Source organism: Granulosicoccus antarcticus IMCC3135 (assembly GCF_002215215.1).
GTDB classification, from domain to species: domain Bacteria; phylum Pseudomonadota; class Gammaproteobacteria; order Granulosicoccales; family Granulosicoccaceae; genus Granulosicoccus; species Granulosicoccus antarcticus.
The window spans coordinates 2,815,071-2,840,734 of sequence record NZ_CP018632.1; the positions used below are offsets into that span (position 1 = coordinate 2,815,071).

A 25,664-nucleotide genomic window follows, 5' to 3' on the forward strand; every position below is an offset into this window, starting at 1 on the left:
TGAAGAAGGTGTCAGAGCCTTGATACTTCGATGTGTCAGAGCTTTGATTCTTCTTCGTTTGTCGCGTCCTCAAAACTGTTGATCAGACCACGTTGCTGGGCTTCACGTACACAGCTCGTACGATTCTTGACGCCCAGTAGCTTGAAAAGCTGGGAGGTGTGGTATTTGACCGTGGCTTCGGATATACCGACGATCTGAGAAATCTGTTTGTTGGAATTTCCATCGGCCATCAGCTGCAGCACTTGTAGTTGCTTGAGACCGGGCCGTAATGCACTGGCATTCTGGTTGCCCGAGCTGGGCATATCCCCGCGCCGCAGCTGATTGTCCAATGCCTCAAAACGTTCGGGAAAAAAGCTGCCACCATCAAGCACTTTGCGGATGCCACCGATCATCTCAGCCGCTGGCAGTGTCTTGGGAATGAATCCGGACGCGCCGTTTTCCATGGCTGTACGAATATACTTGTCATCATCCGATCCGCTGATAACGACAACTGGCACTCGCTTGTCACGGTTGCGTAAACCGACCAGAAGACCAATGCCGTCGATGCCTGGCATGAACAAGTCGGTCAGCACCAGTTCGAAGCGCTTGCCTGAATCAATAACGGACAAGGCATGTTGCGTCGAGTAGCAGGCCGTTATTCGAATGGTTGAATCAATCTCTGTCAGCATGACCTGCATGGCATCCGCCACCAGGCGATGATCCTCTACCATCAGTATGTTCATTTACATTCTCCAACCAGTGTGGTGATTGCGGCAATCAGCTCTTCCGCAATCACTGGTTTGTGTAACAGCGGAAATCCGCTCGCCGTTGCTTCGCGCAACCGCACCGGTGATGTATCCCCGGTAATGATCATTGCTGGCACGTCCATATTGACTTCTTCCCTGACTTGCTCGATTGCCTTGTCACCAGTCTTGTCATCGCGTAGTCGATAGTCGGCGATGATCAATTGTGGTACCCAATCATTACAAATGATGTACTCGCAGGCTTGCTCCGACGAGTCTGCCACGGTGACAATGCAGCCGTGTTGTACCAGTAATGTCCGCATACCATCCCGTACATCGTGCTCGTCGTCAATAACCAGAATGGATAGTCCCTGTAAAATAGTGCAATCTGTGATTGCTGTCATTTTCAAGGGATTTGGGGATTCGCTGACAAGCTCGGTGTTGGCCCGGGGCAGCCGGATTTCAAAGGTAGTGCCTTGCCCGACGGCTGAAATCAGACGCAGGTCAATGTCCAGTAACCGGGTTAGTCGTTTGACAATGGATAGGCCCAGGCCAAGACCTTTGCTACGGTCTCGCTCCGGATTCTTCAATTGATAGTATTCGTTGAATATGGCTTCCTGCTCATTCTGGGGAATGCCGGGCCCGGTGTCGCTGACACTGATGCAGATCTGATCACCTTCCTGGATTGCTCGTATGGAGACCATGCCTTCGTGGGTGTAGTTCAGGGCGTTTCCCACCAGGTTTGCCAGAATGCGCTCCAGCAATACCCGGTCGGAATGGACGTGCAAACTGCTGTATTGAATATCCAGTCCCAGTTCTCGCTGGTTGGCTTCGGGTAGAAAGCCCTGATGCAGGTAGTCGAAGACTGCATTCAGATTCAGATCGGACCAGCTGACATCAACAACCCCGGCATCCAGTTTTGACAGGTCCAGCATGCTATTCAACAGCTGATTAAGTGCTTCGGTAGAGCGATTGATATTGGCAAGAATGATCTGGCCCTGATCGGTGGGTACGTGTTTTTTCAGGGCATTCAAATACAGGCCGAGTGCATGTAGAGGTTGTCGAAGATCATGGCTTGCAGCGGCCATGAAGCGGTTCTGGGCACGTCGTTCGATATCACCGGTAGTCAGTTCATCCAGGGCGGTACTGAGTTGCGTCTGTGTCTGAAGGGCGCTGGCACGCAGGGAATCGGTGCGGCGCATGGTCGACAGAAAAAGCATGATAGCCATGGCAAGAGCAAGGATAAAGGAGATGCCGAATATCCAGAGCGCATCGTAGAGATCATCCATGCGCTGGGCGATGCTCTCCCGAACCAGAGACTTGCGCTCGAACATCTTGAGTCCGATGTCATAAACCTGATTCGACAGGGCGATAGCCTCCTGCTGGACATTCATGATCTGTGCTTTCTGTAGCTGATAGCTCGCCGACATGGTGCTTTCATGCGCTGTCAGGAAATCATTGGCATTACTCAGCAGCTCTATGGTTTTCTGACGACTAACCAGATTACCCATCCAGCTGGTACCGACATGACGGATGGAGCCGTACAGCACATCGAAGCGCTGGATATAAAGCTTGTGAAGTTCTGCTTGTTGTTCGGGGCTGGCCAGTTGGTAGTCGGTCAGGGAGTGTGCGAATGCAGAAAAATTGTGATCAAGCTGCTGGATGAAATTGAATTCCAGCACACCATCGTTCTGTAGTTGCTTGCGAGTCTGGTCAATCTGGATAATCAGGAAAAACATGATGGCTGCACAGGCCAGGGCGGCAATTCCCGGGATCCATGTGAGCCAGCGTCTGTTCACAGCAATTCCATTTTCACCAGTTGCCATACCGAGCGAGATTCGTTGATTTGCGTTCGCAACTCGGGAAATTCGCTGTAGGGCATGATGATGCGCAAAGGCCCGAGGTTTCTGACTGAAATGGGCTCGCCGTTATGGCGATAAGCAATAATGACCGGGTATTCATTGAAATCCAGATCCGCAACCGTGAATTTGTAATCGTCCAGTCCGACGGCCACAAATTGGTTCGAGGTGGAATCGATGCTTTTCAGCAGTGTGCTCAGACGTACACCGGTAAATTGCTGGGGCTCATCGTGCCAGGGGGTGAGGGTGGTGAACCGGGTTGCGGGCAGGCTCTCCAGTGTGTCCATATCCAATTGCAGTTCGTCGCCCACATTGGGGTGTTCGAGTGGGCCGGTAATGGTCAGTACAACGGCGCTGCTTGGGGCGGGTAGCTCTCCGGCCTGGGCCATCGGTAAAAATGCAATCATCTGAATGCATAGTATTCCAATGCCTGTTTTCGACATATAGCCCATATAATCCCCTTGACTGTACCCTTGCAGTTACACGGTAACGGATCAACAGCCAATTGGGCAGTGGCATAACGGCATTGGATGCCTGCCTAAATGGGTTATTGACAACTGAAAATCAGAGGAAGAGTCATGACTATGCTTGCAATATCACCGTTGACAGCGGCGGCATTCGCACCCTTTGGGGATGTCCTGCAGGTGCAGGCCGCGCCCTCAGTGATGATCAATCGAGGTAATTGCGCCCGTTACAGTGATCTGGCGGGTCTGGATTTCAGCGATGGCAGGGCGGGAATCAGCGTTTTTCATGCCAAGCCCTACCGCTCACCCCTGTTGCTCGACATGATGGAACGGCATCCGCAAGGCAGCCAGGCCTTCATACCCATGAGCGATGATCCTTTCCTGGTCATTGTGGCGCCGGACAACGATGGCAAGCCAGGCTTGCCTCAGGTTTTTGAGACTGACGGGCTACAGGGCGTCAACTATCATCGTAATGTCTGGCATGGCGTTCTGACACCGATTCGGGGTAATGGGCTGTTTACGGTGGTCGATCGCATCGGCTCCGGCAGCAATCTGGAAGAGCATTGGCTGGACTCGGCTTACCAGATCCTGTTTTGATTCTGGCTGCCGTTCAGCGGCTGGCCAGATAGTTCTCACAGTTTTGCGAGGCTCTCTCCAGAGCATCATCAAGGCGCACACAGGCCTTGCCGAATTCGTCGGCTGAGTCCTCACGTGTCACGTGCACTGGTGCCTCCAGGGCAAGGACAATGCGTGAAAAAGGTACCGGTAGCATGAAACGGTCCCAGGAGCGTAACTGCCAGACGCGGGAGGCGCGATAAGCCATTGGCAGCATGGGGGCCTTGCTGAGCTGAGAGAGCATGGGGACGCCGGGTTTGGTCTTGTAGATAGGGCCGGTGGGGCCGTCGGGCGTCACGATGGGTGAAATGCCATCCTTGCGAATGCGCTGGTAGATTTCTCGCAAAGCCTGAGCTCCGCCACGGGTGGCTGAACCGCGAATGATGTGCACACCCTGGTCACCGAACATCTGTGTGGCCATGTCGCCATCGGCAGAGGGGCTGATCAGGTAGCCCAGTTTCAGGTCCGGGTTGGCAGCGGCCTGATCCAGCAGGTAGCGCACGCAGAAGATCTGTTGCTGATGCCAGTAACAGGGAATGAAGGTTACTTTGTCTGCCTGCAGCGCTTGTATGTGCTCGCCGCCAATCACTTTTTCGACCCGGCAGGTTTTCCAGATCAACTGAATAAGCCCCCAGATCAGGGGTGGCAGTACTTTTGCGGCCAGTTGGCGTCGTCTTTTCTTGAAGCTCATGGTGATGGCTCGGGTCTCTGGCACGGATCAAAGATGCCAATGATATACTGTGAAGTCAGGTAATCCGTTCCTTTCCCACCCCACGCGCAGGGTCGTCACTTCTTGTCCCACACAAACAGACCACCCAGACTCGCACCGGGACCGGATGAGCCCTTCGATGTCAATGTCGATGATGCCTCGTTCGAAAAACTGGCGCAATGGCGAGAACTATACGGAGACATCGTCAACGTTACGCCTCGAGTGCGAAAGTCGCAGGCTCTGGTGTTGAATAACCCGGAGCATGTCAAGCATGTGCTCATCGGTAATCATCGCAACTACGCAAAAGGCGTCGGCTTCGAACGGGTCAAGATGCTGCTGGGCAATGGCATCATTGTCAGTGATGGCGATTTCTGGCGCTCTCAGCGACGCATGATCCAGCCGGTCTTTCACCGCAAGATCATCGCCTCACAGGCCGCCATGATGCAGGCCTGTAATGAGGTCAAGCTGCACGACTGGCAGGCCAAGGCGGCCAGTGGCACCGTTATCGATATCACGACAGAAATGAGTTCTCTGGCCCTGGAAGTGATTCTGCGATCGCTGTTCAGTGACGATCTGGACGAGCTGATCGAGCGTGAAGGAGCCAACCCGTTCTCCATGCTGGTGGAAGATGTCACCCGCGATCTGAAAATGGCCATGCGCTTTCGGGCTCTGACCCGACATGTCGCCGATGTGATGGCCAGACGCCGTGCCGAGAAGCGTATCGAGCATGATTTTCTGTCGCTACTGATGGAAACGCGGGACAAGGACACTTTGCAGCCCATGTCAGACAAGGCCCTGATTGACGAGGTCATGACCATTATCGTGGCGGGTCATGAGACCACGGCGGGGACCTTGAATTGGGCCTGGTACTTGTTGTCGCAGGATGAACGGGTCGAGCAGCTGGTGCACGCCGAGGTGGATAGTCTGGGCAGATCGTCGCAGTTTGACGATCTTGGGGCGCTGAGCTACACGCGCCAGGTCATCGACGAGACACTGCGCCTTTATCCGCCTGTCTGGTTGTTTTCACGCAAAGCCATCGCTGAGGACGAACTGCCACACGAATCGGGTGCGATACGGGTGCCGGCAGGGGCAGACATCTTTCTCTGTCCCTATCTGCTGCACCGGGATGCCCGGTATTGGCAAGATCCCGAGGCGTTTCTGCCCGAGCGCTTTGATGAACAAAACAGCAAGCAGAGAAACCGCCACGCCTATTACCCCTTCTCGCTGGGTTCCAGACGCTGCATTGGCGAATTCTTCTCCATGGTGGACATGCAGTTGCACCTGGGCTTGCTGGCGCAACACATTCGGTTGAAGCATGTTCCTGGCGAACCTGTGATGATCGAACCCCATATCAATCTGCGTTCACGGCACAGCATCATGATGCTGCCAGTTGCACGTTAATCCTGGTTTGCGGACGTGACCGCCGTCGGAAGGATCTTCTTTACATGACATACAGCACACTCACAGAAGTTCTACTGGATCGAGCCAAGAGCGACAGTTACGTCAATCTTGTCAACGGCCAGGAGCAACGCCAGCGCTTGCCCTATAGCGAGTTGCTGCAGCGGGCGAAAGCCCGTCTGGGACAGTTTCAGGCAGCCGGTTTGCAAGTTGGTAGTCAGTTGATTATTCAGACCGGCGACAATGCAGCTTTTCTGGAAGGATTCTGGGCCTGTCTTCTGGGTGGCATCACAGCGGTCCCGGTTTCAGGTGGCAACAGTGCCGAGCATCGATCAAAGTTATTCCGTATCGCGCAGAAGTTGAATGAACCGGGTCTGTTCACCGACAAGCAGACATTGGTACGTCTGGCTGATTTTGCGGCAGCCAATGACTTTCAGGATACCTTCGATAAGCTGAGCAAGCTCGGTTTCGCATCCGATCAATCGGCACCGGTCGAACTGGCAGTGACGGTACATCAGCCTCAGGAAAGCGATACGGCTTTTATCCAGTTTTCATCCGGATCCACCAGTACGCCCAAAGGGGTGGTGCTGAGTCATAAAAACTTGCTGACCAATCTTCGCTCCATTGTCCATAATGCTCAGTTGAGTGCATCGGAACATCAATTCAGCTGGATGCCTTTGACACATGACATGGGCCTGATCGGATTCCACCTGACTCCGGTGTTCATGGATAACAACCACTCATTGATGCCGACCGATGTGTTTGTCCGTCGCCCCGGGGCCTGGTTGAGCGAGGTGCAGGAAGCCGGAGCAACGATTCTGTGTTCGCCCAATTTCGGCTTTCAACATCTACTCAAATCCTTCAAGGCCGATAAGCATGAGACGCTCGACCTGTCTTGCGTGCGACTCATTTTCAACGGTGCCGAGCCGATTTCAGTGTCATTGTGTCATCGATTCATGCAGACACTGGCACCCTTTGGTCTGGACCCGGATGCCATGTTTCCCGTGTACGGGTTGGCTGAGGCGAGCCTGGCGGTCACGTTTCCGTCACTGGATGCGACTTTTTCGACCCTGGTTATCGATCGTACGAAACTGGGCATCGGACAGAGCGTCACGATCCTTGAATCCCGCAGGGCGCAACCGGCGGATGCCGTGTTTGCCCAGACGGTTCGGGATGATCGAGGCGTCGAATTCGTATCAGAGGGCAAGCCCGTTGCGAACACCCATATACTCATAACGGGTGCGGATGGTGCACCGTTGGCCGATGATGTAACGGGTCATATCTGCATTCGTGGCGACAATGTGACTAAAGGCTATTACGCAGAACCTGAGTTGAATCAGGCTGTAATAACCGCGGATGGCTGGCTGGATACCGGCGATCTGGGCTTCATTCATGATGCTCAGTTGTATATCACCGGGCGCTCCAAAGACATCATTTTTGTCAATGGTCAGAATGTTTACCCTCATGATCTGGAAGAGATCATCCTGCAGGCAGGCCTTGTCGAACGAGGCAAACTGGCCATATCCAGCCAACAGGTCGCAGAGACGGGTCAGGAAAAGTTGCTGGTATTCGTGCTGCATCGAACGGATCCTGCCGATCTGGCCGAGCAGGCGCGTGCCATGACACGACTGCTCAGTGAGGCTGCGGGGGTATCGGTGCATGCGGTAGTGCCAGTGTCGCGCATTCCCAAAACCACCAGTGGCAAGGTGCAGCGTTACTTGCTGGTGCAATCACTGGAGCAGGGCGAATTCGATATTCTGGAACAACAGGCGAGTCCTGACCCTGATGAGGGCTCAGAGGCAATATCTGCCGATGACACCGCTGGCGAGTCGCAGGATACCGCTTCGCGTCTGCTGACCATCTGCAATGAGCAGGTAGAGGACATGACGGTCAAGCTGGATGACAACCTGTTTGACCTGGGCATCAGCTCTCTGACCCTGGCTCAGATTCATGCCGCCATCGAGGATACCTGGCCGGAGCAGGTGGATATCACGGATCTGTTTGATTATCCGACAGTAGCTGAACTGGCGATATTTCTGGACGAGCGTAACGCCGCATAAAGGCCAGCATGGCAGATCGCACTGCCGGGTCTGCAGCAGCATTGATATGCGGGCCGGTGGTTGTGAGCATTTGCCTGGGCTCACTGGCAGCTTTGAATAAGGCTTGCCCGAAGCGATAGGGGATGATTGTATCCTCGCTGCTATGGATCAGAAGTTTGGGCGTGCCTGGCAGCTGTGCAATGGCATCCAGTGGATCGTAGTGTCGACCAATCAGCCATCGGACCGGGTATTGCGCGCCCCAGGTAAACCAGTTGCGGGCGGCTATATCCTGCGCAATGGTGTCGTAGCGGGCAAAGGCCGCCTCGGTAATCAAGCCATTGAATTGTTCATTGAAGGTGGCTTCTCGCTGGGCGAACGTAATGGCAAGACTGGCACCCAGACTCTGACCGTAGAGAAACAGTGGCCTGTGAGCCTGCCCTGCAGCGGATACATGCTGAGTGATCCAGCGGGCACCGGCAGCGATATCATCAAAGACTTCCGGTACGTCGGGTGTGCCTTGTGATAGTCCATAGCCGCGATAGTCCAGTGCAAATACCTCGTAGCCCTTGTCCACCAGCCATAGGGTTGCACGAAAATGAGTGCTGATATTTTCCGCATTTCCATGTAGAAAATAGATGGTGCCTCGTGGTGGACCTATCGGTTCGATCAACCAGGCGTGCAGGCGGGTTTCATCGCTTGCTCTGAGAAAGATATCCTGATAGTTGTATCCCAGGGTGGCTGGTACCATGATGTGTTGCTGCATGGGGTAGAAAAACAGCCGAGTACAGCCCGATAGCAGAAGTAGTAAAAGCACAGGCAGCAGTTTTGTAAACAGGCGTTGCGGCAATCGCCCTACCAACTTGCTGGTGGCTCTGTTCCATTGAACGTTCATCTTTAAGCCTGCATGAATTCAAGTGCCCAGTGGTTCACTGTGAAACCCTTCCGATGTGATGATAGCAAGATGAGCAGTTCAGCAAAGCGGTCGTTCGATGTCTGAACGAAGCGGTGAAAGCAATAGTGGCCTTGATTGCACACGCTTTGGTGTGGTTGCCGGGCAGGCCGAGCAGTGCATTGCCTTTTTTCTGCCCGATACGTTTGGCATGCTGCCGTTCATATCAGCCGTGGAGCCATTACGTGCTGCAAACCGTTTCAGTGGCCGTGCCTTGTATCAATGGCGCCTGCTGGGTTCAGGGCAGGCGAATGCCGTGGCCAATAATGGTATGGCCTTGTCTGTTGACCAGGGGATCGATGATGGCGGACGCTTTGATCGTCTGATTGTTTGTGGACCACACGAGCCACTGCACTACAGTGATAAACGGGCCTTGCGCGCGCTGCGTCAGTTCGCAGCCCGTGGGACTCTGATCGGGGCGCTCGATACCGGTAGTTATCTGTTGGCACAGGCGGAACTGATCAAGCATCGACGTTGCACCATTCACTGGGAAAATCTACCCGGTTTTCGAGAAGCCTTTCCACACATCGTCGTGTCGTCCGAGTTGTTTGAAGACGATGAGGGTTTATTCACTTGCGCGGGAGGGACTGCCTCGCTGGACATGATGCTGGCCATCATCGGTCAGGATCACGGGCCGGCACTGGCACTGCAGGTGGCGGAGCTCTTCATCGCGACCGGTTCCCGGACGGCAGCCGATCCACAGAGGCGCAGTATTGTCGAGCGCGCGGGTATTCATCATGCGGGCTTGGCCAGCTGTATCGAATTGATGGAGGCTAATCTGGATCAACCTATTGGCACCGCTGAGCTGGCGGCGATGATCAATCTTTCAGTGCGGCAGCTGGAACGTCTTTTTCGTACACATTTGCAAACGACTCCTACACTCTATTATCAGAAGACGCGTTTGCGTGCCGGTCATGAGCTGTTACGGCAGACCACAATGAGTGTGCTGGATGTAGCAACGGCTGTCGGATTTACGTCAACCGATTATTTTTCCAGACGTTTCCGGATTCTGTACGGTTACTCTCCAACGGAGGCTCGCAAACGGCAAAGTGCGTTCCAAGTATCTTCCTGATGGCGCTCGAATCCGGCTATCTGTCGCTGGGGTCTGTTTGATGCCTTGATGACAGGGAGATACTTGAGATGTCGCGGTACATCGAATGGCCGCACCGGGGCGTCGAGCCTTGAACCTGAAGCCAGAGGAAGCATTGTGAAGTCTCAAGCCCGTGTTGTCATTATTGGTGGCGGTGTTGCCGGTACCAGTGCCCTCTATCATCTGGCCGAGCGCGGCTGGACAGATTGCATGCTGCTGGAAATGGATGAGCTGACCTCCGGCTCTACCTGGCATGCGGCCGGAAATATTCCGACGTTCTCCAGCTCACGTAACATGATCAAGCTGCAGCATTATGGTACGCAGCTGTATTCGAAGCTTTGCGATAATCCGGATTACCCGATCAATTACCACAAGACAGGCTCCATACGGTTGGCGCAGACGCGCCAGCGTATGGAAGAATTTCAGCATGTCTCAGCCATGGCCAATGCGATGGGTCTGGACTACGAAATTCTTGATGATCAGGCCATGAAACAACGCCACCCCTTCCTTGAAGGTCATGATCTGCTGGGGGCTTTGTGGGATCCGCACGATGGCGATATCGATCCGAGCCAGCTGACTCAGGCCTATGCCAGTCATGCGCGTAAAGCGGGTGCCACTATCCATCGATTTACCAAAGTAACCGGCATCTCCCGCACCAGTAGTGGTGAATGGTCCGTGCAGACGGATAAAGGCGATGTGCTGGCCGAGTACGTGATCAACGCCGGTGGTTATCGCGGCGCAGAGGTCTCTCAGCTAAGCGAAAAATTCCTGCCCATGGTCACCATGGAACATCAGTACCTCATTACAGAATCCATTCCGGAACTTGCGGCGATCGACCAGCGCTTGCCATTGGTACGGGATCCGGACGACTCCTACTATTTGCGGCAGGAGAAGTCGGGTCTGATTCTGGGGCCTTATGAAATGAAGGCAACGGCGCGTTGGAAGGATGGAAAAATCCCTGACAAGTTTGCCTATGAGCTCTTTGCGAATGATCTGGACAGGCTGGAGTGGTATATCGAAAAGGCCTGTGAACGCATGCCTATTCTTGGCAGTGTCGGTGTGCAGCGAGTCATCAATGGCCCCATTCCGTATTCACCCGACGGCGCACCGTATATCGGACCTACGTTCGGACTGCCCAATTTCTTCCAGATGAACGGTTTCAGTTTCGGCATCTGCCAAAGTGGCGGTGCTGGTAAATGCATCGCAGAATGGATTATCGACGGCAAACCCGAGTGGGATCTCTGGAGTCTGGATCCACGTCGCTATACCGATTATGCCGACCAGAAATATGTCGTGGATCGGGCCATCGAGCTTTATCAGCATGAGTATGCGATCAACTTTCCGGTGGAAGAGCGGCCCGCGGGTCGACCGCGCAAAGTCTCGCCCAGTTATGACAGGCTGGCGGCCAAGGGTGCGCGCTTTGGTGCACGTGGCGGCTGGGAACGTGCAGTCTGGTTTGCACGCAAGCCCAATGTGGGCGACGAGTCACCCTCCTATCAACGAGGCGTCTGGTTTGAAGCCGTCGCGGAAGAATGTCTTAATGTTCGCGATAATGTGGGTCTGCTGGATTTAGGTGGGTTCAGCAAGTTCGAGGTACAGGGTGAGGGGACCAGTGCCTGGCTTGATACGCTGATAGCCGGCAAACTGCCTACCGTTGGTCGCGTGTCACTGTCCTACTTTTGCGCGGACAATGGTGGAGTCTGGTCCGAGATGACGCTGACCCGCCTGGCGGACGAGCACTACATGCTGATCTGCGGTGCGGCTGCCAAATGGCATGACTATCAGTGGCTGGATGAGCACTTGCCGACAGATTCAGCTATCGAACTGGTGGATGTCAGTGATGACTACGGCACCCTGGTGGTTGCCGGACCGCGCGCACGCGAGGTATTGCAACCCATGACCCAGACGGATATGTCGCATGCATCGTTTCGCTGGTTAAGCTGCCAGACGATTCAGCTGGCAGGTATTGAGGTGCGTGCCCTGCGGGTCAACTACGTTGGCGAGCTGGGCTGGGAGCTGCACGTCAAGATGGAAAATCAACTGGCTTTGTATGATGCCCTGATGGAGGCTGGCAGCGCGTTTGATTTGCAGGATTTTGGCATGTATGCAATGGAATCCATGCGTCTTGAGAAGAGTTATCGGGCCTGGAAAGTCGATCTTGATCATGAGTACTCTCCGCTGCGATCCGGACTTGATCGTTTTGTCGATCTGAACAAGCCCGCCTTCAAAGGCCGTGATGCACTGTTGGCAGAGGTGAGTAGTGATTTGCCGGATATCTTCGTGACTCTGTTACTGGATGCGGGTGAGGAATCTTCAATTATTGAAAATACTGATGCTTTGTATGGTTGCCCGATACTCGTTGATGCAGATATTGTTGGATACACTACGTCGGGTGGTTACGGGCATCGCATTTCCAGCAGTATTGCGCTGGGTTATGTGAAGCCGGAATTCGCACTGGATGGCACACAGGTGGAGATCAATGTGTTGGGCCATCTGCGCAAAGGCCGTGTTGTTGCTGAATCACCTTATGATCCGGAAAACAAAGCACTGAGGAGTTAAACATCGATGTCCAGGAAGATTGGTTCACTGAGCGTTTCTGCAATCGGTCTGGGTTGCATGAATATATCTGCAGGCTACGGCCCGGCGGATGAATCAGAGTCAGAAGCGTTGTTGCATGAGGCGCTGGATATCGGGATCAACTTCCTGGACACCGCCTTTGTCTACGGAGCCGGTCATAGCGAAACGCTGATTGGCAAGAGTTTGTCCGCTAAGCGTGATCGCTACGTTCTGGCGAGCAAATGTGGTCTGTCGCCGCAGGGTATCGATGGCCGTCCGGAAACTATCCGGCAGCAGTGCGAGACCAGCCTGCAACGATTGCAGACGGATGTCATCGACTTGTACTATCTGCATCGTGTGGATCCGAATGTGCCGATCGAAGAGAGTGTCGGCGCCATGTCAGAACTGGTCCGTGCAGGCAAGGTTCGTGAGATAGGTCTGTCTGAAGTCAGTAGCGATACCTTGTTTCGTGCGCAGACTGTGCATCCTGTTGCAGCTGTACAGTCGGAATATTCTCTGTGGTCACGTACGCCGGAATACGGCATGCTGGAAGCATGTCAGAGTAGCGGGGTGGCCTTCGTCCCGTTTTCACCCTTGGGGCGAGGATTTCTGGCAGATACAGCCAGCGATGTCACGCAACTGGATAGCAAGGATCTTCGCGCAACTATTGCCAGGCCACGGTTTGAGCCTGAAGCCTTTGCAGCCAATGAAAAACTGCTAGTGCGCTTCAGGCAGATTGCCATGGACTACAGTTGCACTACTGCACAACTGGCGCTGGCCTGGTTGGTGAACATTCAGGATCGCAGGCTTGTTCCCATTCCAGGAACGCGGGACAGTCAGCATATGCGGGACAATGCTGAAGCTGCCTTTATCAAACTGGATGATTCAACAATCCAGACTCTGGATGCACTGATCAATGACTCAGTCGTAACCGGTTCACGCTACACGGCAGAGCGTATGGCTGAGGCGGATAGTGAAGAGGATGTGACCTCTAACCAGAAGTAGGGCATCAATCAGAAGTAGGCACGGATTCCCAGTGTTGCCCGGGTATCCGTGTTCAGTTCAGCGGTCTTGACCAGTTCGGTATCCAGGTTGAGTGATAGCTGGGGGGTGATTGCGAATCCCGCCCAGAGCTCAGCTATTGACTCGTAATACCCGCCTCCGACTTCCTGACGGTAGTTCCATTCAGCGCCGAATCGAAGGCCGTTGACAGGCTCCCAATGGGTGCCGATGCTGGCACCCAGGCGTAATTGCTGTCGGTTGTCCCGAGCCGGTGCATCGACCAGATCACCTTCGCCAAAGAAAAAGACGACGGGCCTGTTATTGCCACTCTGAAAGGCCGCGCCGCCACCGACATTGAAGGTGAACTCATGGTGTGCCTTGTATTCGGGGCGTAGCCATTCGACGTTGGTGTGCCAGGAGACGGGTTTGAAAAACTCACCACGTGGTTCTATGGACTGGATGCTGAGCAGCGTAAAGCGACGCAGAAAGAACTTGTCCTGTTCCAGATCCCGGGCTAGCCCGATGAGACCCATTTGAATGGCAGCCTTGCCGTCAAAGGCGGCGCTGGGGTCTCTGAAGTCATGGTAGGCCGGGCGCAACTGCAGTTCTGCGATATCGGAACCCTTCTTTGAGGTGCTGTATTGAAGACTGACACGCGAGGTGCCATGCCCCGTATCCGGGGCGAATTCAGGCGTTGTTATCGCAGCTGCTTCAGTTTGTATACCCAGCTTGCTGCGACGCGAGAGAATGGCGCGTTCGCGTGTATTGCTGCCTTGTGCGCTGGGATCAGATTTGAGCCGTTCGTACCGTTCGTAGTCTGATAACAGATCCAATACGCCAACCTGCCGCTCGTCGCTGAGCTGGCTCAGCGCTGCATCGATGCTGGGCAGGTCATTTTCCAGGGCCTGCAAAGCCAAGCCCCGGTCCTCATCATTCATGGCATCACGTTTTGCCCGCAGCAGGCGAATGGAGGAGGGGGTGAATCGTCCCTCGTCGGCCAAGCCTCTTTCGCGTAGTAAACGAATGGTGTCTACAGGGATTGTCCACAAGCCGAAGTCGTCTGTCAGTGGCTCTGATGGCGTGGCAACTTCCAATAGCGAAAGCAGATGGTAGGAACAGTTTTCACTGAAGAAATAGTAGTCAAAATGGCTGATCAGTAGTTCATAGGCATGACGCAGCACCAGGTCCACAGAGGGTTTGTCGAGAGTCAATGGGTACTCCCAGGTATCGCGGTTTTCTATCTGCCCATACTCGCGCAATTTCATATGGTAGGGCAGCATCTTGAATTTACCCGGAAATCCACCGTTCAAGCCGTTGATGGCATAGGCAGCACTGGAGACATCCTGGGGTATTTCAGCTGCAAAATTGATACTCATGTTCAGCAGTCGGGATTCCGGGCGCTGGTTCTCCTTGTCTATTCTGAGCAAGGTATGTCCGAACGCTGACGAAGGGCTGTTTGGGTGGGCGGTGGGAAAAATCAGTGTCAGTGATGCCGCATCAAGATAATTGGCATAGGTTTCAAATTCCGGGCACGAGCGCTGTGGTAGCAGCTCTGCAAGCTCACCCAGTTGTTCTTCAAGCCAGTAACGACGTGCAACAAAACGACAGTAGGGCGTAAGTCTGAGAGGCGGTTTGGCCGTATTTGAGAAAAAAGCTGCCAGGGTGGCATCCAGCTCGGCTTGCGGATCCTGCTTGCCTTTGTCGGACATGAAGAAATACTGCGCATCAATCTGACTGCTGATGCCGCCCAGCCGGCCGGTTTTGTAATGCAGCAAGCGCAACCACTGTGGGTCACTAGCCAGCTTGGCGGTACGCGCCGCTTGCAGCAGAGTGGACAGAGCCGTATTGCCTGCATCGTCACCGCTTAACTGAACGGCAAGGACATAATCACCCAGTTCGGTTGCCGCTGGCCAGTCAGTCGCCGAAGTAGGAGGTATCGCTGCAGATAATGCGCCAGCGGCGGATAGTGCCAGGCAGGTAGCAAGCAGCACCCTCGGCAAGGATTTGAGCATACGATTCAGGTAGGGGTGAAGCAGAGGTCTCAGTCAGTTCTGAGAGGCTGTCGCATGGCAGGTGGTTTGAAAACGTGCAGGGCACTGACAGGGAGCAGGGCGCTGCACAAAATCAGTCGAGCGGGTCGGTAAGCCCCGAACTCGCCCGCAGTTGTAGCGCGAGCGAGTTCGAGGCTGGGTCAAGCTTGTATTAATTGACAGCGTATTTAGACAGATTGCTGTCGTTCAACATGGCGACTTCCATGGTCTGGATAATGCCTTTTGCATCACCTTCACTGACAAACAGTTGGTCGTAGTGCTGTTGAGCCAGCTGCTGGAAGCTTGCGCGATCCTCATCGGCTATGCCCATCAGGTTTGCCAATACATTGAGATGCTCGCCGCCACCCTGGGCAACGTCAGTTGACAGCTGGTCCATGTTGCTTGCAACAAAGATTTCAGTCGCCTGTTCGTTCTGGACGGTCTGGGTAGGGTCGCATCCCATGGTGCCACCACCGGTGGTCATGAAGAATGTATTGGGGACGACTCCGTTGAGCAAGGAGGCAAGTATATTCGCACCCTTGCCGGATTTGCCGTCCATCACCTTGGCGCCGAGACCGCAGCCAGCGCCAGTATTGTCCTGAGCGTGAGTGGCAGGAGCTACGCCTATAAGCAGTGCAGTAGTCAATGCGCCCGCTTGAATCAATGTCAGTTTTTTCATGTCAGCAATCTCCTAGGATGCGCTGGTATTCAGGCTGTATTTGGCCAACGTCGGATCAGCTGATAGTGTGCTGTCCAGTTTTGTCAGCCATTGCGCATGGTCCGCGTTGGCGTCGCCGAACAATGAGTCATAGTTGATCTGTGCCACTTCATAGAAGTGTTCAGCATCCTGGTCTTGCATCTGCATCAGCTGAGCCAGGGATTGCAGATGTTCGCCGCCACCTTGTGCGGCATCACGAGCGATGTTGTCGTAGTTGTTGGCTACGAATACATTGCGTTGGAATTCAGCTGTAATTACTGTTTCGCTATCACAGCCTATGCTGTCGAAAGACAGACCAAACAGCTGAGTGTATGCGCTGTTGGTACTTGCTGCCATGACATGGGCAGCCAGTCCGGTTTGACCGGCGAAGATTTGCTGGCCAAGTCCGCAGCCAGGACCGCTACTAGCAAATGAAGCTCCACTTGATGCCATCATCAGTGGCAGCAGAAGCAAGGGTAGTTTTCTGATCATCACGTACACATCCCATGTAGTTGCTTAGATAAGAACTGCAATGATTGATCGCACATGCAAAGCGCGTCAACACAGAGATAGTGAAGCATATGTGTGCTGACTTACAAGGGGGTGTGGGCCCGGATAGCAGGCTGCTGGCGTTAAATGGAATGACATTGTTTCGTGTACAAGGAAATATGACTGAAAATGCTGCCATGAAAGTCAATGCAATGACGAAAAAACCCCCGTGCGTCGTTTCAGTGCAAGCTGATGTCTGATGCTATTGGTCTGTGATTAAATGACTATCCCTTGACACAGCGCAGGTCGATTGCGATTCTCTGCAGGATATAGCCACATTTTTGAGAGTCCCTCCAAGCATATGTATGAATCGATCAACAGGCCAATCGTGATTTCCAGAAGCTGTGAAAACAAATGTGACAGCAGGTCATGACAGTGGCAAGTACAGCGCTGCTGATTGATCGGCGCAAGCTTTGGGTCGGCACATCGGCTGCCTGTGCGGTATCGCTGATCTGGGCAACCTGGCTGGTTGCCAGTCGCTCGGGCGCACAGTCTTCGCTGACCGTTTATGATCTGGCCGCTTTTCGTTATGGCATATCAGCTGTTTTTGCGTTGCCATTCGTGCTGTATTTCAAGCCATGGCGCACGATGAGTATCAGGCGGATGGGGATTGTTACCTTCTTGCTGAGCCCGGTCTACATACTATTTGTATTCAGTGGTTTTCTGTATGCACCGGCCGCTCACGGGGGGATTTTCATGAACGGTGCCTTGCCTGCCATCACTTTGCTCATTGGCTGGCTTTGGTTGTCCGAAAGGGCCAGTGGCTGGCAGCTTTTGGGTGTGGCCTTGATCATGATCGGTGCTGTACTGGCGGTTGTGGATACCACACAACTGGATATAGCCGACAGCTGGATAGGCGATCTGATGTTTCTTACGGGCGGGATCTTCTTCTCAGGCTATCTGGTCGTGGGACGTTTGTGGCAGGTGACAACCAGTCAGGTGCTGCTTTGCAGTTCGGTACTGAACGCCTTGTTGTATATGCCCATCTGGTACTGGTTACTGCCCAGTGGTATCGAACAAGCCACGGAAGGGCAACTGGTATTGCAGGTACTTTATCAAGGCCTGATACCCGGACTCATCGGTTTGCTGCTGGTGGCGACGGCTGCGCGAAATATCGGCTCGGCAACGACAGCAGCCTTCATGGCATCAGTACCAGCTCTGGGGACTGTATTGAGCATTGTCTATCTGGGGGAGATGCCAGGCTTTCTTGGCTGGCTGAGTCTGCTGATACTGACGCCGGGCATATTGATTGTGGCGTTGGTCAAACGCTGAAAGTGACTGACTCATTCTCGATGAGTCTGAAATAGAAAAGCCCGTACTTGCCAGAGGTACGGGCTTTTGTCATTCAGCCTTTTGCCGCTTCTGCCTGTTGTCGAATTTGCGTCAGTGTCATTGTCGGTGTGATGGCTTCGGGGCTGATATGAATATGTATCAATGCAGGTTTGCCTGCCTCTATTGCTTGCTGCAGTGCGGGGGCAAACTGTTCAGTGCGGGTTACCGTGGTGCTGAAGGCGCCATAAGCGGCAGCCACAGCCGCAAAGTCCGGGTTTTTCAGTGTCGTTGCTGAGACACGGCCCGGAAAGGTTTTCTCCTGATGCATGCGAATGGTGCCGTAAATGCCATTGTCAATGAGCATCACGATGATGTTGGCTTCGGCCTGCACTGCGGTACCAAACTCCTGCATTGTCATCTGGAAACAGCCATCACCTGCAAAGGCTACGACGGTTCGCTCCGGTTGGCATAATTTGGCAGCAATGGCCGCAGGCAAACCATAGCCCATTGAACCGGAGGTGGGCGCAAGCTGTGAGCCGAAATGCCGGAACTTCCAGAAGCGGTGGATCCAGCTGGCGTAGTTGCCGGCGCCGTTGGTGAGGATGGCATCGTCAGGCAAGGTCTGGGCAAGAGTCTGCATGACTGAGGACATCTGTACATCACCGGGCGTGGTTGGTGTAGCTTCTGACCAGTTGCGGTAGGCTTTGTGTGCAGTTTCCACTTCTGTCTGCCGTTGTGCACTCTGGAGCGTCGGTTGAAGCTTGCCAAGTGCCGCTGTAAATGCTGATGGGCTGGCATGGATGGCAAGCTCAGGCCGATAGACACGGCCCAGCTCCTCGGCACCCGGATGCACATGTACCAGTGTCTGGCGTGGCGATGGAATGTCCAGAAGCGTGTAGTTCTGCGAAGGCATTTCCGAAAATCGGCCACCGACCATGAGAATCAGATCGGCCTCTTCAACCCGTTTACGCAGTTCCGGATTCATGCCGATGCCGACATCACCGGCATAGTGGCTGTTGGTATGATCGAACAGCATCTGTCGACGGAACGAGCAGGCAACCGGTAGTTGCCAGGTTTGTGCTATCTGACGGAAGGTGTTCACGGCCTGTTCGTTCCAGCGTGTGCCACCCAGAATCGCCAGAGGTTTAGTCGACGATTCAAGCAGCGAGGCAAGCGATGACATCTCTTCAGGCCCTGGGTATGTCTCGATCTGTTTCCAGGGCGCTACCGGTTTGACTGATGCCAGCTGGGAGAGGGCATCTTCGGGCAGGGCCAGGGCAACCGGTCCGGGTCTGCCTGATGTGGCGACATGGAAGGCTCTGGAAATCATCTCGTCCATGCGTTCTGCATCATCGATTTCTGCGACCCATTTAACCGAGGTGCCCAGAAAGCGCCGGTAGTCGACTTCCTGAAAAGCTTCGCGCTCGCGAATACCGCTGCCTATCTGTCCGATAAACAGAATCATGGGCGTGGAGTCCTGCAAAGCCACGTGCAGGCCGGCCGTGGCATTGGTGGCTCCAGGCCCGCGAGTCACCAGGCAGATACCCGGCACACCGGTCAGCTTGCCCCAGGCTTCAGCCATCATGGCAGCACCGCCCTCGTGGCGGCACAGCGTATTGTCGATACCGCTGTCATGTAGCGCATCCAGTACCGGAAGATAGCTCTCCCCAGGGACGCAGAAGACGCGTTGCACACCGTGCGTTTTCAATGCCTTGACCAGCAACTGGCCACCTGAAAATCTGTTCATGTCTTTTCCGCTCTGCCGTACGCGACGCCAGGCACTGGTTGGTGATTTGAATGAGTGCAGAACCTGCTGCGGACGTTAACATGCGATATTACGAATTCCAACCCGTTCAAGCGCCGCAGCATGATTAATTCATGCATGTCGCATTCTTGGTCATGTACGGATTCAGCGTCATCCATTTTTGGGAGAATGAACATGAGATTGCTTACTTCACTGCTTGCCGCGAGCATGCTGCTTGGCACCGCCACTTCAGTGCTTTCTGAGACCCGGGTGACCTATAAATCCGCAAAGACGGGTTCATCCTATTATCAGATGGCAGTCGAACTGGCTGAAGCCATGAAAACCGGTACTGAGGGGGATATCAGCGTGACGGTGGAAGAGAGTCAGGGCTCGGTGCAGAATGTCATGGAGGCGGGTGTTCGTCCCGGTAATTATGTGTTTACATCGCCGCCGGCTCTGGTCGAGCTGTCGCAATCGGGCAAGGCCATGTTTGAAGGCAAGAGTAATCCTGCTTTTGCCAATATTCGGGCCTTGTTCCCCATTCCGTCATTGACCATGCATTTTGTTGTGTCAGAGGAAAGTGGTATCCAGGCGTTCGCCGATATGGAAGGCAAGACCATCCTGTTGGGCAAAGGCTCATTTGGCGCAACCGAAGGTGAAAAATATCTGACGCTGTTCGATCTTGAAGGCAAGGTCAAACTGGCTGAAGTAGAACTGTCCAATGCAGTGGCTGCTCTCAAGAACGGCCAGATTGACGGTTTCGTGACAGCAGGTTCCTATCCGGCACCTAATGTCATCGAGGCGGCAGCCAGTACATCTGTTCGTTTGTTGTCGCTGGATGACAAGCAGGTTGCGGCCACCAAACGTACGCCCATGCTCATTCCGGCAGGCACCTACTCGGGGCAGGACGAGGATGTTGCGACAACCTCTCTGGCAGTGGTCGCCTATGCGACAACGGCGATGAGTGATGATATTGCGTATGCCATGACGCGAACCTACTGGGAGCAGAAGAAGGCAATGGCCGGCACCTCTGCCTGGTGGGATGGTGTGGATGCCAGTCTGATGGAGAGTCTGGGTCAGTTGCACCCCGGTGCCATTCGTTACTATGATGAAATCGGCATGCAACTGAGTGATGCCCAGCGTCAGTGAGCAGGGTCTCACTGATACTCACTGCAACGATAACAACCACAGCAAACGCAATCATTGAACAAGCCATTTAGCTCTCCTGCGGCAGACAGGCCCTGGGTTCTTCTGGGAGCGATCTCCATTGCCTTCCACTTGTGGCTGGTTTTCAGTGGCCTGGTACCCAACCTGGTCAGTCGCCCGTTGCACATGGCGCTGGCTTTGCCCTGGATTTTACTGGCAGCCTATCGTCCCGGATCAGTCGCGACTTCCGTCTCTGTTGCCGGGCGCATCACGGGTGTTGTGTTGTTCCTGACGGGTCTCACAGCTTGTCTGTGGGTGGCCTGGCAGCATGCCATGCTGGGTGATCAGTATGGTTATCTGGCTGATAATACGCAGCGCTTGGTGGCCGTCGTCCTGTTGCTGGCCGTCCTGGAGATGGCTCGTAGAGCCATAGGCTGGCCCTTGCCACTGGTTGCATTATTGTCATTGCTTTATGGCTTGCTGGGCCAGTACATACCCGGCGAGTTCGGGCATCCGGGTACGCCGTTGAACAGTTTTCTGGGCACCCTGACTATTGCAGAAGGCGGCTTGTGGGGAAGCCTGACCGGCGTGTCGGTCAGCATTGTGGCTATATTCGTGATTTTTGGTTCCGTGTTGAATGCCGGTGAGGCCGGGCAGGGGTTCATGAATCTTGCCAGCAGTGCAGCGGGTCGTCTGAAAGGGGGAGCGGCCAAGGTATCCGTCGTCTCATCAGCCTTGTTCGGCTCGATCAGTGGCTCTGCCTCGGCTAATGTCGCTTCAACGGGAACGGTCACACTGCCCGCCATGATCAAACTGGGTTACCCCAGAGCGTTGGCCGGTGCGGTTGAAGCTGTTGCCTCATCGGGTGGTCAGATCATGCCGCCGTTGATGGGGGCGGGTGCTTTTGTCATGGTTGAGCTTACCGGCATCAGCTACACACAGATCATGGCCGCAGCGAGCCTGCCAGCGGCTCTCTACTTTTTTGCTGTGTGGACAGGCATCAACGGGTTTGCCACACGCTTTGACCTGCAACCACTGGACAAGGACCAGCTGCCCGAGTTGCAGCGAGTGCTGCTGACGACAGGTTTTTTTCTGGTGCCGTTCACCACATTGCTTGTCAGTATGTTTGTTTTTGGACGTACGCCTCAGTATGCGGCTTCGTGGGCCATCGCATCCGGGTTTGTATTGTTGCTGTTCAATGATCGCTTGCAGCCGGGTATTGGCCAGTTTCTTCACAGAGTCAAACAGGCTTGTCTGCAGTCAGGTGAACAGATAGCAACCATTGCCGGCATCATCCTGTGCGCATCGATCGTGGTTGGCGTTCTGGGAATTACCGGTCTGGGGGTCAAGCTGACGTCAGCTATTTTATCCCTGTCGGGTGGTCAGCTTGTGCCTGCACTGCTACTGACCGCGCTGGCCTGTCTGGTATTGGGTATGGAGGTGCCAACAACGGCAGCTTATGTCATCTGTGTCTCTGTTGCCGGGCCTGCATTGACAGAGTTGGGACTACCCTTGCTGACTACACATCTGTTCGTCTTCTGGTTTGCACTACTGAGTACCATTACGCCGCCGGTCTGTGGCGCCGTTTTTATTGCAGCGGGTATGGTGGGGGAGAACTGGCTGAAAGTGGCAGGCTTCGCAATGGCCCTGGGCCTGGGGCTATATCTGATTCCGTTGACCATGATCAGCCATCCGGCATTGCTGAACGTTGCCCAGACCCCGTTGGCATCGACAGCCATTGCTCTGGTGATCGCGGTTGGCCTGGCTGCCATCTCGTTTGCCGTGACGAGTAAGAAGGCCTGGACCTTGAGAATCGCCGCTTTCGTATTGGGTTGTCTGTTGCTGTTCTTCTAGAGTCTGATGTGCGCGAGCCATAGGCCAGATTCACATGAGTGCGAGGCGGCGGCTTGATACCTGGTCGCGCTGTGCTCGGGATTCTTCTTCCAGGTAGGAGCGTTGGACGAAAGCAATATGATCGCGGGCCGCCTTCGTCGAACGTTCTGGATTGCCTTCAAGGATGGCATCGAATATCTGTTGATGCTGGGCTAACAGTTGCTCACCGGAACCGTCCATCGCGCGCAGAAACGAGCGGTTATAGAACAGGTTCTGACGGGTGAGCGAATAGATAGACGACATCGTATGTACCAGCAGTGAGTTGTGGCTGGCGTCGATGATGGCTGCGTGAAACTCGATGTCAGCATCCTGGGAGGCGTCTGTGTCATCAGTTGCGTGAGCGGTCTCCAGTTTGACAATGATGGAGGCCAGAATTTCTTTGTCAGCGTGGGTGGCGCGAGCCGCCGCCAGGCCGGCCGCGAAGCCTTCCTGTTCTGCCCGGAACTCAAGGTAATCGAGAAACGCGTTCTGATGGCGTGAATACAATGCAATGAGGGCAGGTGACATGGCCGAACCGATCAACGGTGCGACAAAGGTGCCTTCACCGTGGCGTACGGTGATCAATTCATTGTTTTCAAGAATCTTGAAGGCCTCGCGCACCTTGGGCCTCGAGACGCCTAACTGTAACGCCAGATCGCGTTCGGCAGGCAGGCGTGCACCATCACGAAGTATTCCGTTCAGTATCAGCATTTCGATCTGCTCGATGACGGATTCGACAACTGAGGTGTGTTCGATCGGTTCAAAGACGGTGTGCGGCATCGGTAATATTGTTCAGTTTGGTGCTCTCTCAGATGTTCTTCAGAGCGTTCCGTACGACGAATGATGTGCTTGTTTCAAGTCTGTAATTAGGCAGAGGTAAAAAGAAAGATCCACTGCAGGGGGCTTGTGAGTAATTGAAAATACGCGGTATTAGAACGAAATAGAAGTAACAAGTTAATGATATTAATGATAAATTTTGTAAAAACTATCTGAAATGTCAATCGTACCGTCTTTGTGAAGAGCGCCTGAGAAGGTCGCAAGTGATTGATTTCAAGAGTAGTGGTTTAGAAATTCGTTGACGCAAATTAGTGGTAAAGATAATATACCTCTTCATGAGCAAGGCTTGAGCTTGCACTTCAAGTTTGCGTGAAATAACCCGATTGCGTGCTGATCAACTACTGGCCCGGATCGGCTGAGGGGCCTCATTTGTTACCTCTGCCGTTCTTGAATATAAGAGAATTTCCACTTGATGAACGATAAGGAACTGCTTAACTCTCTGCGTGAAATTGTCGGTCCCCAGCACTTGCTGACGGGGGCCAGAAAAACCGAACGCTTTCGCAAGGGGTTTCGCTCAGGCCAGGGAGAGGCGTTGTGTGTGGTGCAGCCTGGCACCTTGCTGGAACAGTGGGATGTCTTGAAGGCCTGCGTGGCGGCGGACAAGATTGTCATCATGCAGGCCGCCAATACGGGGCTGACTGAAGGCAGTACACCCAGTGGCAGTTATGAGCGTGATGTGGTTCTGATCAATACGCGCCGCATGGACGCATTGCATCTGCTCAAGGATGGGGCACAGGTTCTGGCATTGCCCGGATCAACGCTGTTTGCATTGGAGAAGTTGCTGACACCGCTGGGCCGCCAGCCGCATTCGGTGATCGGATCATCCTGCATTGGAGCCTCGATTGTGGGTGGAGTCTGCAACAACTCGGGTGGTTCTTTAATCGAGCGAGGGCCGTCATATACCGAACTGACCCTTTACGCACAGCTTGGCGCTGATGGCCAGCTACGCCTCATCAATCATCTGGGACTGTCGTTAGGCGACACGCCTGAAGAGATTCTGACCCGTGTTCAGAAAGGTGAATTCAGTGATGCTGATTTGGAACAGAGTGACAAGAAAGCTTCAGATACTGAGTACGCGAAGCTTGTGCGTGAGGTCGAGGCTGATACGCCGGCCCGATTCAACGCCGACAAGCGCTGCCTGCATGAAAGCGCCGGCTGTGCTGGCAAGCTGGCGGTATTTGCCGTGCGGCTGGATACCTACCCCGGTAACGAGCAGGAGCAGGTTTTCTATGTCGGCACTAATGACCCTGCGGATCTGACTGATCTGCGCCGCGATATTCTCGCAGGCTTCGACAGCTTGCCGGTCAGCGCCGAATACATGCATCGCGAGGTGTTCGACATCACGACGCGGTTCGGTAAGGATACGATGGTGATGATTGACAAGCTGGGCACCGACAAGCTGCCCACCTTCTTTGCGATCAAGGGTGCTGTGGATGCCCGGTTGAACAGAATTCCTTTTCTGAATGGTTTCTCGGATCGCTGCATGCAGGGGCTCAGTGCACTATGGCCCCGTATTCTGCCCAAGCGCATGACAGAATTCCGTGATCGCTTCGAGCACCACTTGATCCTCAAGATGCACGACGGCGGTATCGCCGAGGCACAGGCCTATCTTGAGCGCAATTTTGCCGACAAGGACGCTGATTTTTTTGTCTGCACGCCACGTGAGGGCAAGATTGCAGGTCTGCACCGGTTCGCCGCCGCTGGTGCTGCCATCCGCTATCAGAATGTTCACACCAACGAGGTGGAGGACATCATTGCTCTGGATATTGCGCTGAAACGTAACGAACGCACATGGCGTGAGGAATTACCGCCTGAAATCAGTGACCAGCTGGTCCATAAACTCTATTATGGTCATTTCATGTGCCACGTCATGCATCAGGACTATATCGTCCGCAAAGGTGCAGACGTTGCTGCCTTGAAGGCTAAAATGCTTGAAATACTAGATCAACGTGGTGCAGAGTATCCTGCCGAACACAACGTCGGACATCTGTATAAGGCTAAGCCGGATCTGGCCGCATTCTACAAGTCCGTCGATCCGACCAATTCCATGAATCCGGGAATCGGCAAGATGTCCAGGCTCAAGCATTACGCCTGAAACCCGTACCTGCGGAGAG

General features: G+C 54.1%; 20 protein-coding genes. 10 read left to right on the forward strand and 10 right to left on the reverse strand.

Annotation, left to right across the window (positions count from 1 at the left end; translation table 11 throughout):
- Window positions 1–35: 35 nt before the first annotated feature.
- The 3 genes from IMCC3135_RS12240 to IMCC3135_RS12250 are packed head-to-tail and all read right to left on the reverse strand — an operon-like array spanning window position 36 to window position 2,988.
- A complete protein-coding gene (locus IMCC3135_RS12240) occupies window positions 36–722 on the reverse strand; it encodes a response regulator transcription factor (protein ID WP_088917870.1) in 687 nt (228 codons plus the stop codon).
- Complete coding sequence (locus IMCC3135_RS12245) at window positions 719–2,521, reverse strand: ATP-binding response regulator (protein WP_169727452.1); 1,803 nt, start codon at window positions 2,519–2,521, stop codon at window positions 719–721. The genes IMCC3135_RS12240 and IMCC3135_RS12245 overlap by 4 nt, the downstream gene beginning before the upstream one ends.
- Window positions 2,518–2,988, reverse strand: a complete 471-nt coding sequence (locus IMCC3135_RS12250) for a putative pterin-binding protein (RefSeq protein WP_157735942.1) — start codon at window positions 2,986–2,988, stop codon at window positions 2,518–2,520. The genes IMCC3135_RS12245 and IMCC3135_RS12250 overlap by 4 nt, the downstream gene beginning before the upstream one ends.
- Window positions 2,989–3,159: 171 nt before the next feature.
- On the opposite strand from IMCC3135_RS12250, the gene IMCC3135_RS12255 reads away from it, so the two are divergent.
- A complete protein-coding gene (locus IMCC3135_RS12255) occupies window positions 3,160–3,642 on the forward strand; it encodes an ureidoglycolate lyase (RefSeq protein ID WP_088917873.1) in 483 nt (160 codons plus the stop codon).
- A 13-nt stretch (window positions 3,643–3,655) separates the two neighbouring features.
- Here IMCC3135_RS12255 and IMCC3135_RS12260 read toward each other — a convergent pair whose 3' ends face one another.
- A complete protein-coding gene (locus tag IMCC3135_RS12260; protein WP_088917874.1) occupies window positions 3,656–4,351 on the reverse strand; it encodes a lysophospholipid acyltransferase family protein in 696 nt (231 codons plus the stop codon).
- A 102-nt stretch (window positions 4,352–4,453) separates the two neighbouring features.
- Here IMCC3135_RS12260 and IMCC3135_RS12265 point away from each other — a divergent pair, with 102 nt between their 5' ends.
- Together IMCC3135_RS12265 and IMCC3135_RS12270 are read left to right on the forward strand one after the other, a co-directional pair.
- Entirely contained in the window at window positions 4,454–5,770 is a 1,317-nt protein-coding gene (locus IMCC3135_RS12265; RefSeq protein ID WP_088917875.1) for a cytochrome P450, read from the forward strand.
- 44 nt (window positions 5,771–5,814) lie between these two features.
- Window positions 5,815–7,827, forward strand: a complete 2,013-nt coding sequence (locus IMCC3135_RS12270; RefSeq protein WP_088917876.1) for a non-ribosomal peptide synthetase — start codon at window positions 5,815–5,817, stop codon at window positions 7,825–7,827.
- Here the strand turns inward: IMCC3135_RS12270 and IMCC3135_RS12275 are convergent.
- On the reverse strand, window positions 7,757–8,698 hold the full coding sequence (locus IMCC3135_RS12275; RefSeq protein ID WP_088917877.1) for an alpha/beta hydrolase: 942 nt from the start codon (window positions 8,696–8,698) through the stop codon (window positions 7,757–7,759). The genes IMCC3135_RS12270 and IMCC3135_RS12275 overlap by 71 nt on opposite strands.
- Window positions 8,699–8,795: 97 nt before the next feature.
- Between IMCC3135_RS12275 and IMCC3135_RS12280 the strand changes: the two genes are divergently transcribed.
- From IMCC3135_RS12280 to IMCC3135_RS12290, 3 genes are all read left to right on the forward strand, one after another.
- Complete coding sequence (locus tag IMCC3135_RS12280) at window positions 8,796–9,827, forward strand: GlxA family transcriptional regulator (RefSeq protein WP_088917878.1); 1,032 nt, start codon at window positions 8,796–8,798, stop codon at window positions 9,825–9,827.
- Window positions 9,828–9,962: 135 nt separating this feature from the next.
- On the forward strand, window positions 9,963–12,404 hold the full coding sequence (locus IMCC3135_RS12285; protein ID WP_205738015.1) for a GcvT family protein: 2,442 nt from the start codon (window positions 9,963–9,965) through the stop codon (window positions 12,402–12,404).
- 6 nt (window positions 12,405–12,410) lie between these two features.
- Window positions 12,411–13,406 carry an aldo/keto reductase gene (locus tag IMCC3135_RS12290; protein ID WP_088917880.1) on the forward strand — a complete coding sequence of 332 codons (996 nt, stop codon included), beginning with the start codon at window positions 12,411–12,413 and terminating at the stop codon, window positions 13,404–13,406.
- Between the two features lie 8 nt (window positions 13,407–13,414).
- Here the strand turns inward: IMCC3135_RS12290 and IMCC3135_RS12295 are convergent, their stop codons facing one another.
- The 3 genes from IMCC3135_RS12295 to IMCC3135_RS12305 form a co-directional block, all read right to left on the reverse strand.
- Window positions 13,415–15,415: an Lnb N-terminal periplasmic domain-containing protein gene (locus IMCC3135_RS12295; protein ID WP_088917881.1), complete on the reverse strand. Its 2,001-nt coding sequence runs from the start codon at window positions 15,413–15,415 to the stop codon at window positions 13,415–13,417.
- Window positions 15,416–15,605: 190 nt separating this feature from the next.
- The gene (locus tag IMCC3135_RS12300; RefSeq protein WP_088917882.1) at window positions 15,606–16,112 is read right to left on the reverse strand and encodes a DUF3015 family protein; all 507 of its coding nucleotides are present in this window, start codon (window positions 16,110–16,112) and stop codon (window positions 15,606–15,608) included.
- A gap of 12 nt (window positions 16,113–16,124) precedes the next feature.
- On the reverse strand, window positions 16,125–16,622 hold the full coding sequence (locus tag IMCC3135_RS12305; protein WP_088917883.1) for a DUF3015 family protein: 498 nt from the start codon (window positions 16,620–16,622) through the stop codon (window positions 16,125–16,127).
- A 426-nt stretch (window positions 16,623–17,048) separates the two neighbouring features.
- On the opposite strand from IMCC3135_RS12305, the gene IMCC3135_RS12315 reads away from it, so the two are divergent.
- Entirely contained in the window at window positions 17,049–17,951 is a 903-nt protein-coding gene (locus IMCC3135_RS12315) for a DMT family transporter (protein WP_088917885.1), read from the forward strand.
- Window positions 17,952–18,024: 73 nt separating this feature from the next.
- Here the strand turns inward: IMCC3135_RS12315 and IMCC3135_RS12320 are convergent, their stop codons facing one another.
- Complete coding sequence (locus IMCC3135_RS12320; RefSeq protein WP_088917886.1) at window positions 18,025–19,698, reverse strand: thiamine pyrophosphate-binding protein; 1,674 nt, start codon at window positions 19,696–19,698, stop codon at window positions 18,025–18,027.
- 192 nt (window positions 19,699–19,890) lie between these two features.
- On the opposite strand from IMCC3135_RS12320, the gene IMCC3135_RS12330 reads away from it, so the two are divergent.
- Window positions 19,891–20,844 carry a TAXI family TRAP transporter solute-binding subunit gene (locus IMCC3135_RS12330; protein WP_088917888.1) on the forward strand — a complete coding sequence of 318 codons (954 nt, stop codon included), beginning with the start codon at window positions 19,891–19,893 and terminating at the stop codon, window positions 20,842–20,844.
- Window positions 20,845–20,898: 54 nt separating this feature from the next.
- Window positions 20,899–22,695, forward strand: coding sequence for a TRAP transporter permease (locus IMCC3135_RS12335; protein WP_088917889.1), 1,797 nt, complete (start codon window positions 20,899–20,901; stop codon window positions 22,693–22,695).
- A gap of 30 nt (window positions 22,696–22,725) precedes the next feature.
- On the opposite strand, the gene IMCC3135_RS12340 is transcribed toward IMCC3135_RS12335, so the two are convergent.
- A complete protein-coding gene (locus tag IMCC3135_RS12340) occupies window positions 22,726–23,493 on the reverse strand; it encodes a FadR/GntR family transcriptional regulator (RefSeq protein ID WP_088917890.1) in 768 nt (255 codons plus the stop codon).
- A gap of 469 nt (window positions 23,494–23,962) precedes the next feature.
- On the opposite strand from IMCC3135_RS12340, the gene dld reads away from it, so the two are divergent.
- Window positions 23,963–25,645 (forward strand): D-lactate dehydrogenase, encoded by a 1,683-nt coding sequence (gene dld, locus IMCC3135_RS12345; RefSeq protein ID WP_088917891.1) that lies wholly within the window; start codon window positions 23,963–23,965, stop codon window positions 25,643–25,645.
- Window positions 25,646–25,664: the final 19 nt, after the last annotated feature.

Excerpts from the sequence above, each read along its gene's own strand:
- IMCC3135_RS12270 (WP_088917876.1), top strand. The coding sequence starts at position 5,815 with ATGACATACAGCACACTCACAGAAGTTCTACTGGATCGAGCCAAGAGC.
- IMCC3135_RS12295 (WP_088917881.1), bottom strand. The coding sequence starts at position 15,415 with ATGCTCAAATCCTTGCCGAGGGTGCTGCTTGCTACCTGCCTGGCACTA.
- IMCC3135_RS12290 (WP_088917880.1), top strand. The coding sequence starts at position 12,411 with ATGTCCAGGAAGATTGGTTCACTGAGCGTTTCTGCAATCGGTCTGGGT.
- IMCC3135_RS12340 (WP_088917890.1), bottom strand. The coding sequence starts at position 23,493 with ATGCCGCACACCGTCTTTGAACCGATCGAACACACCTCAGTTGTCGAA.
- IMCC3135_RS12280 (WP_088917878.1), top strand. The coding sequence starts at position 8,796 with ATGTCTGAACGAAGCGGTGAAAGCAATAGTGGCCTTGATTGCACACGC.
- IMCC3135_RS12260 (WP_088917874.1), bottom strand. The coding sequence starts at position 4,351 with ATGAGCTTCAAGAAAAGACGACGCCAACTGGCCGCAAAAGTACTGCCA.
- IMCC3135_RS12240 (WP_088917870.1), bottom strand. The coding sequence starts at position 722 with ATGAACATACTGATGGTAGAGGATCATCGCCTGGTGGCGGATGCCATG.
- IMCC3135_RS12300 (WP_088917882.1), bottom strand. The coding sequence starts at position 16,112 with ATGAAAAAACTGACATTGATTCAAGCGGGCGCATTGACTACTGCACTG.
- dld (WP_088917891.1), top strand. The coding sequence starts at position 23,963 with ATGAACGATAAGGAACTGCTTAACTCTCTGCGTGAAATTGTCGGTCCC.
- IMCC3135_RS12315 (WP_088917885.1), top strand. The coding sequence starts at position 17,049 with ATGACAGTGGCAAGTACAGCGCTGCTGATTGATCGGCGCAAGCTTTGG.
- IMCC3135_RS12250 (WP_157735942.1), bottom strand. The coding sequence starts at position 2,988 with ATGATTGCATTTTTACCGATGGCCCAGGCCGGAGAGCTACCCGCCCCA.
- IMCC3135_RS12305 (WP_088917883.1), bottom strand. The coding sequence starts at position 16,622 with ATGATCAGAAAACTACCCTTGCTTCTGCTGCCACTGATGATGGCATCA.
- IMCC3135_RS12275 (WP_088917877.1), bottom strand. The coding sequence starts at position 8,698 with ATGAACGTTCAATGGAACAGAGCCACCAGCAAGTTGGTAGGGCGATTG.
- IMCC3135_RS12330 (WP_088917888.1), top strand. The coding sequence starts at position 19,891 with ATGAGATTGCTTACTTCACTGCTTGCCGCGAGCATGCTGCTTGGCACC.
- IMCC3135_RS12320 (WP_088917886.1), bottom strand. The coding sequence starts at position 19,698 with ATGAACAGATTTTCAGGTGGCCAGTTGCTGGTCAAGGCATTGAAAACG.
- IMCC3135_RS12255 (WP_088917873.1), top strand. The coding sequence starts at position 3,160 with ATGACTATGCTTGCAATATCACCGTTGACAGCGGCGGCATTCGCACCC.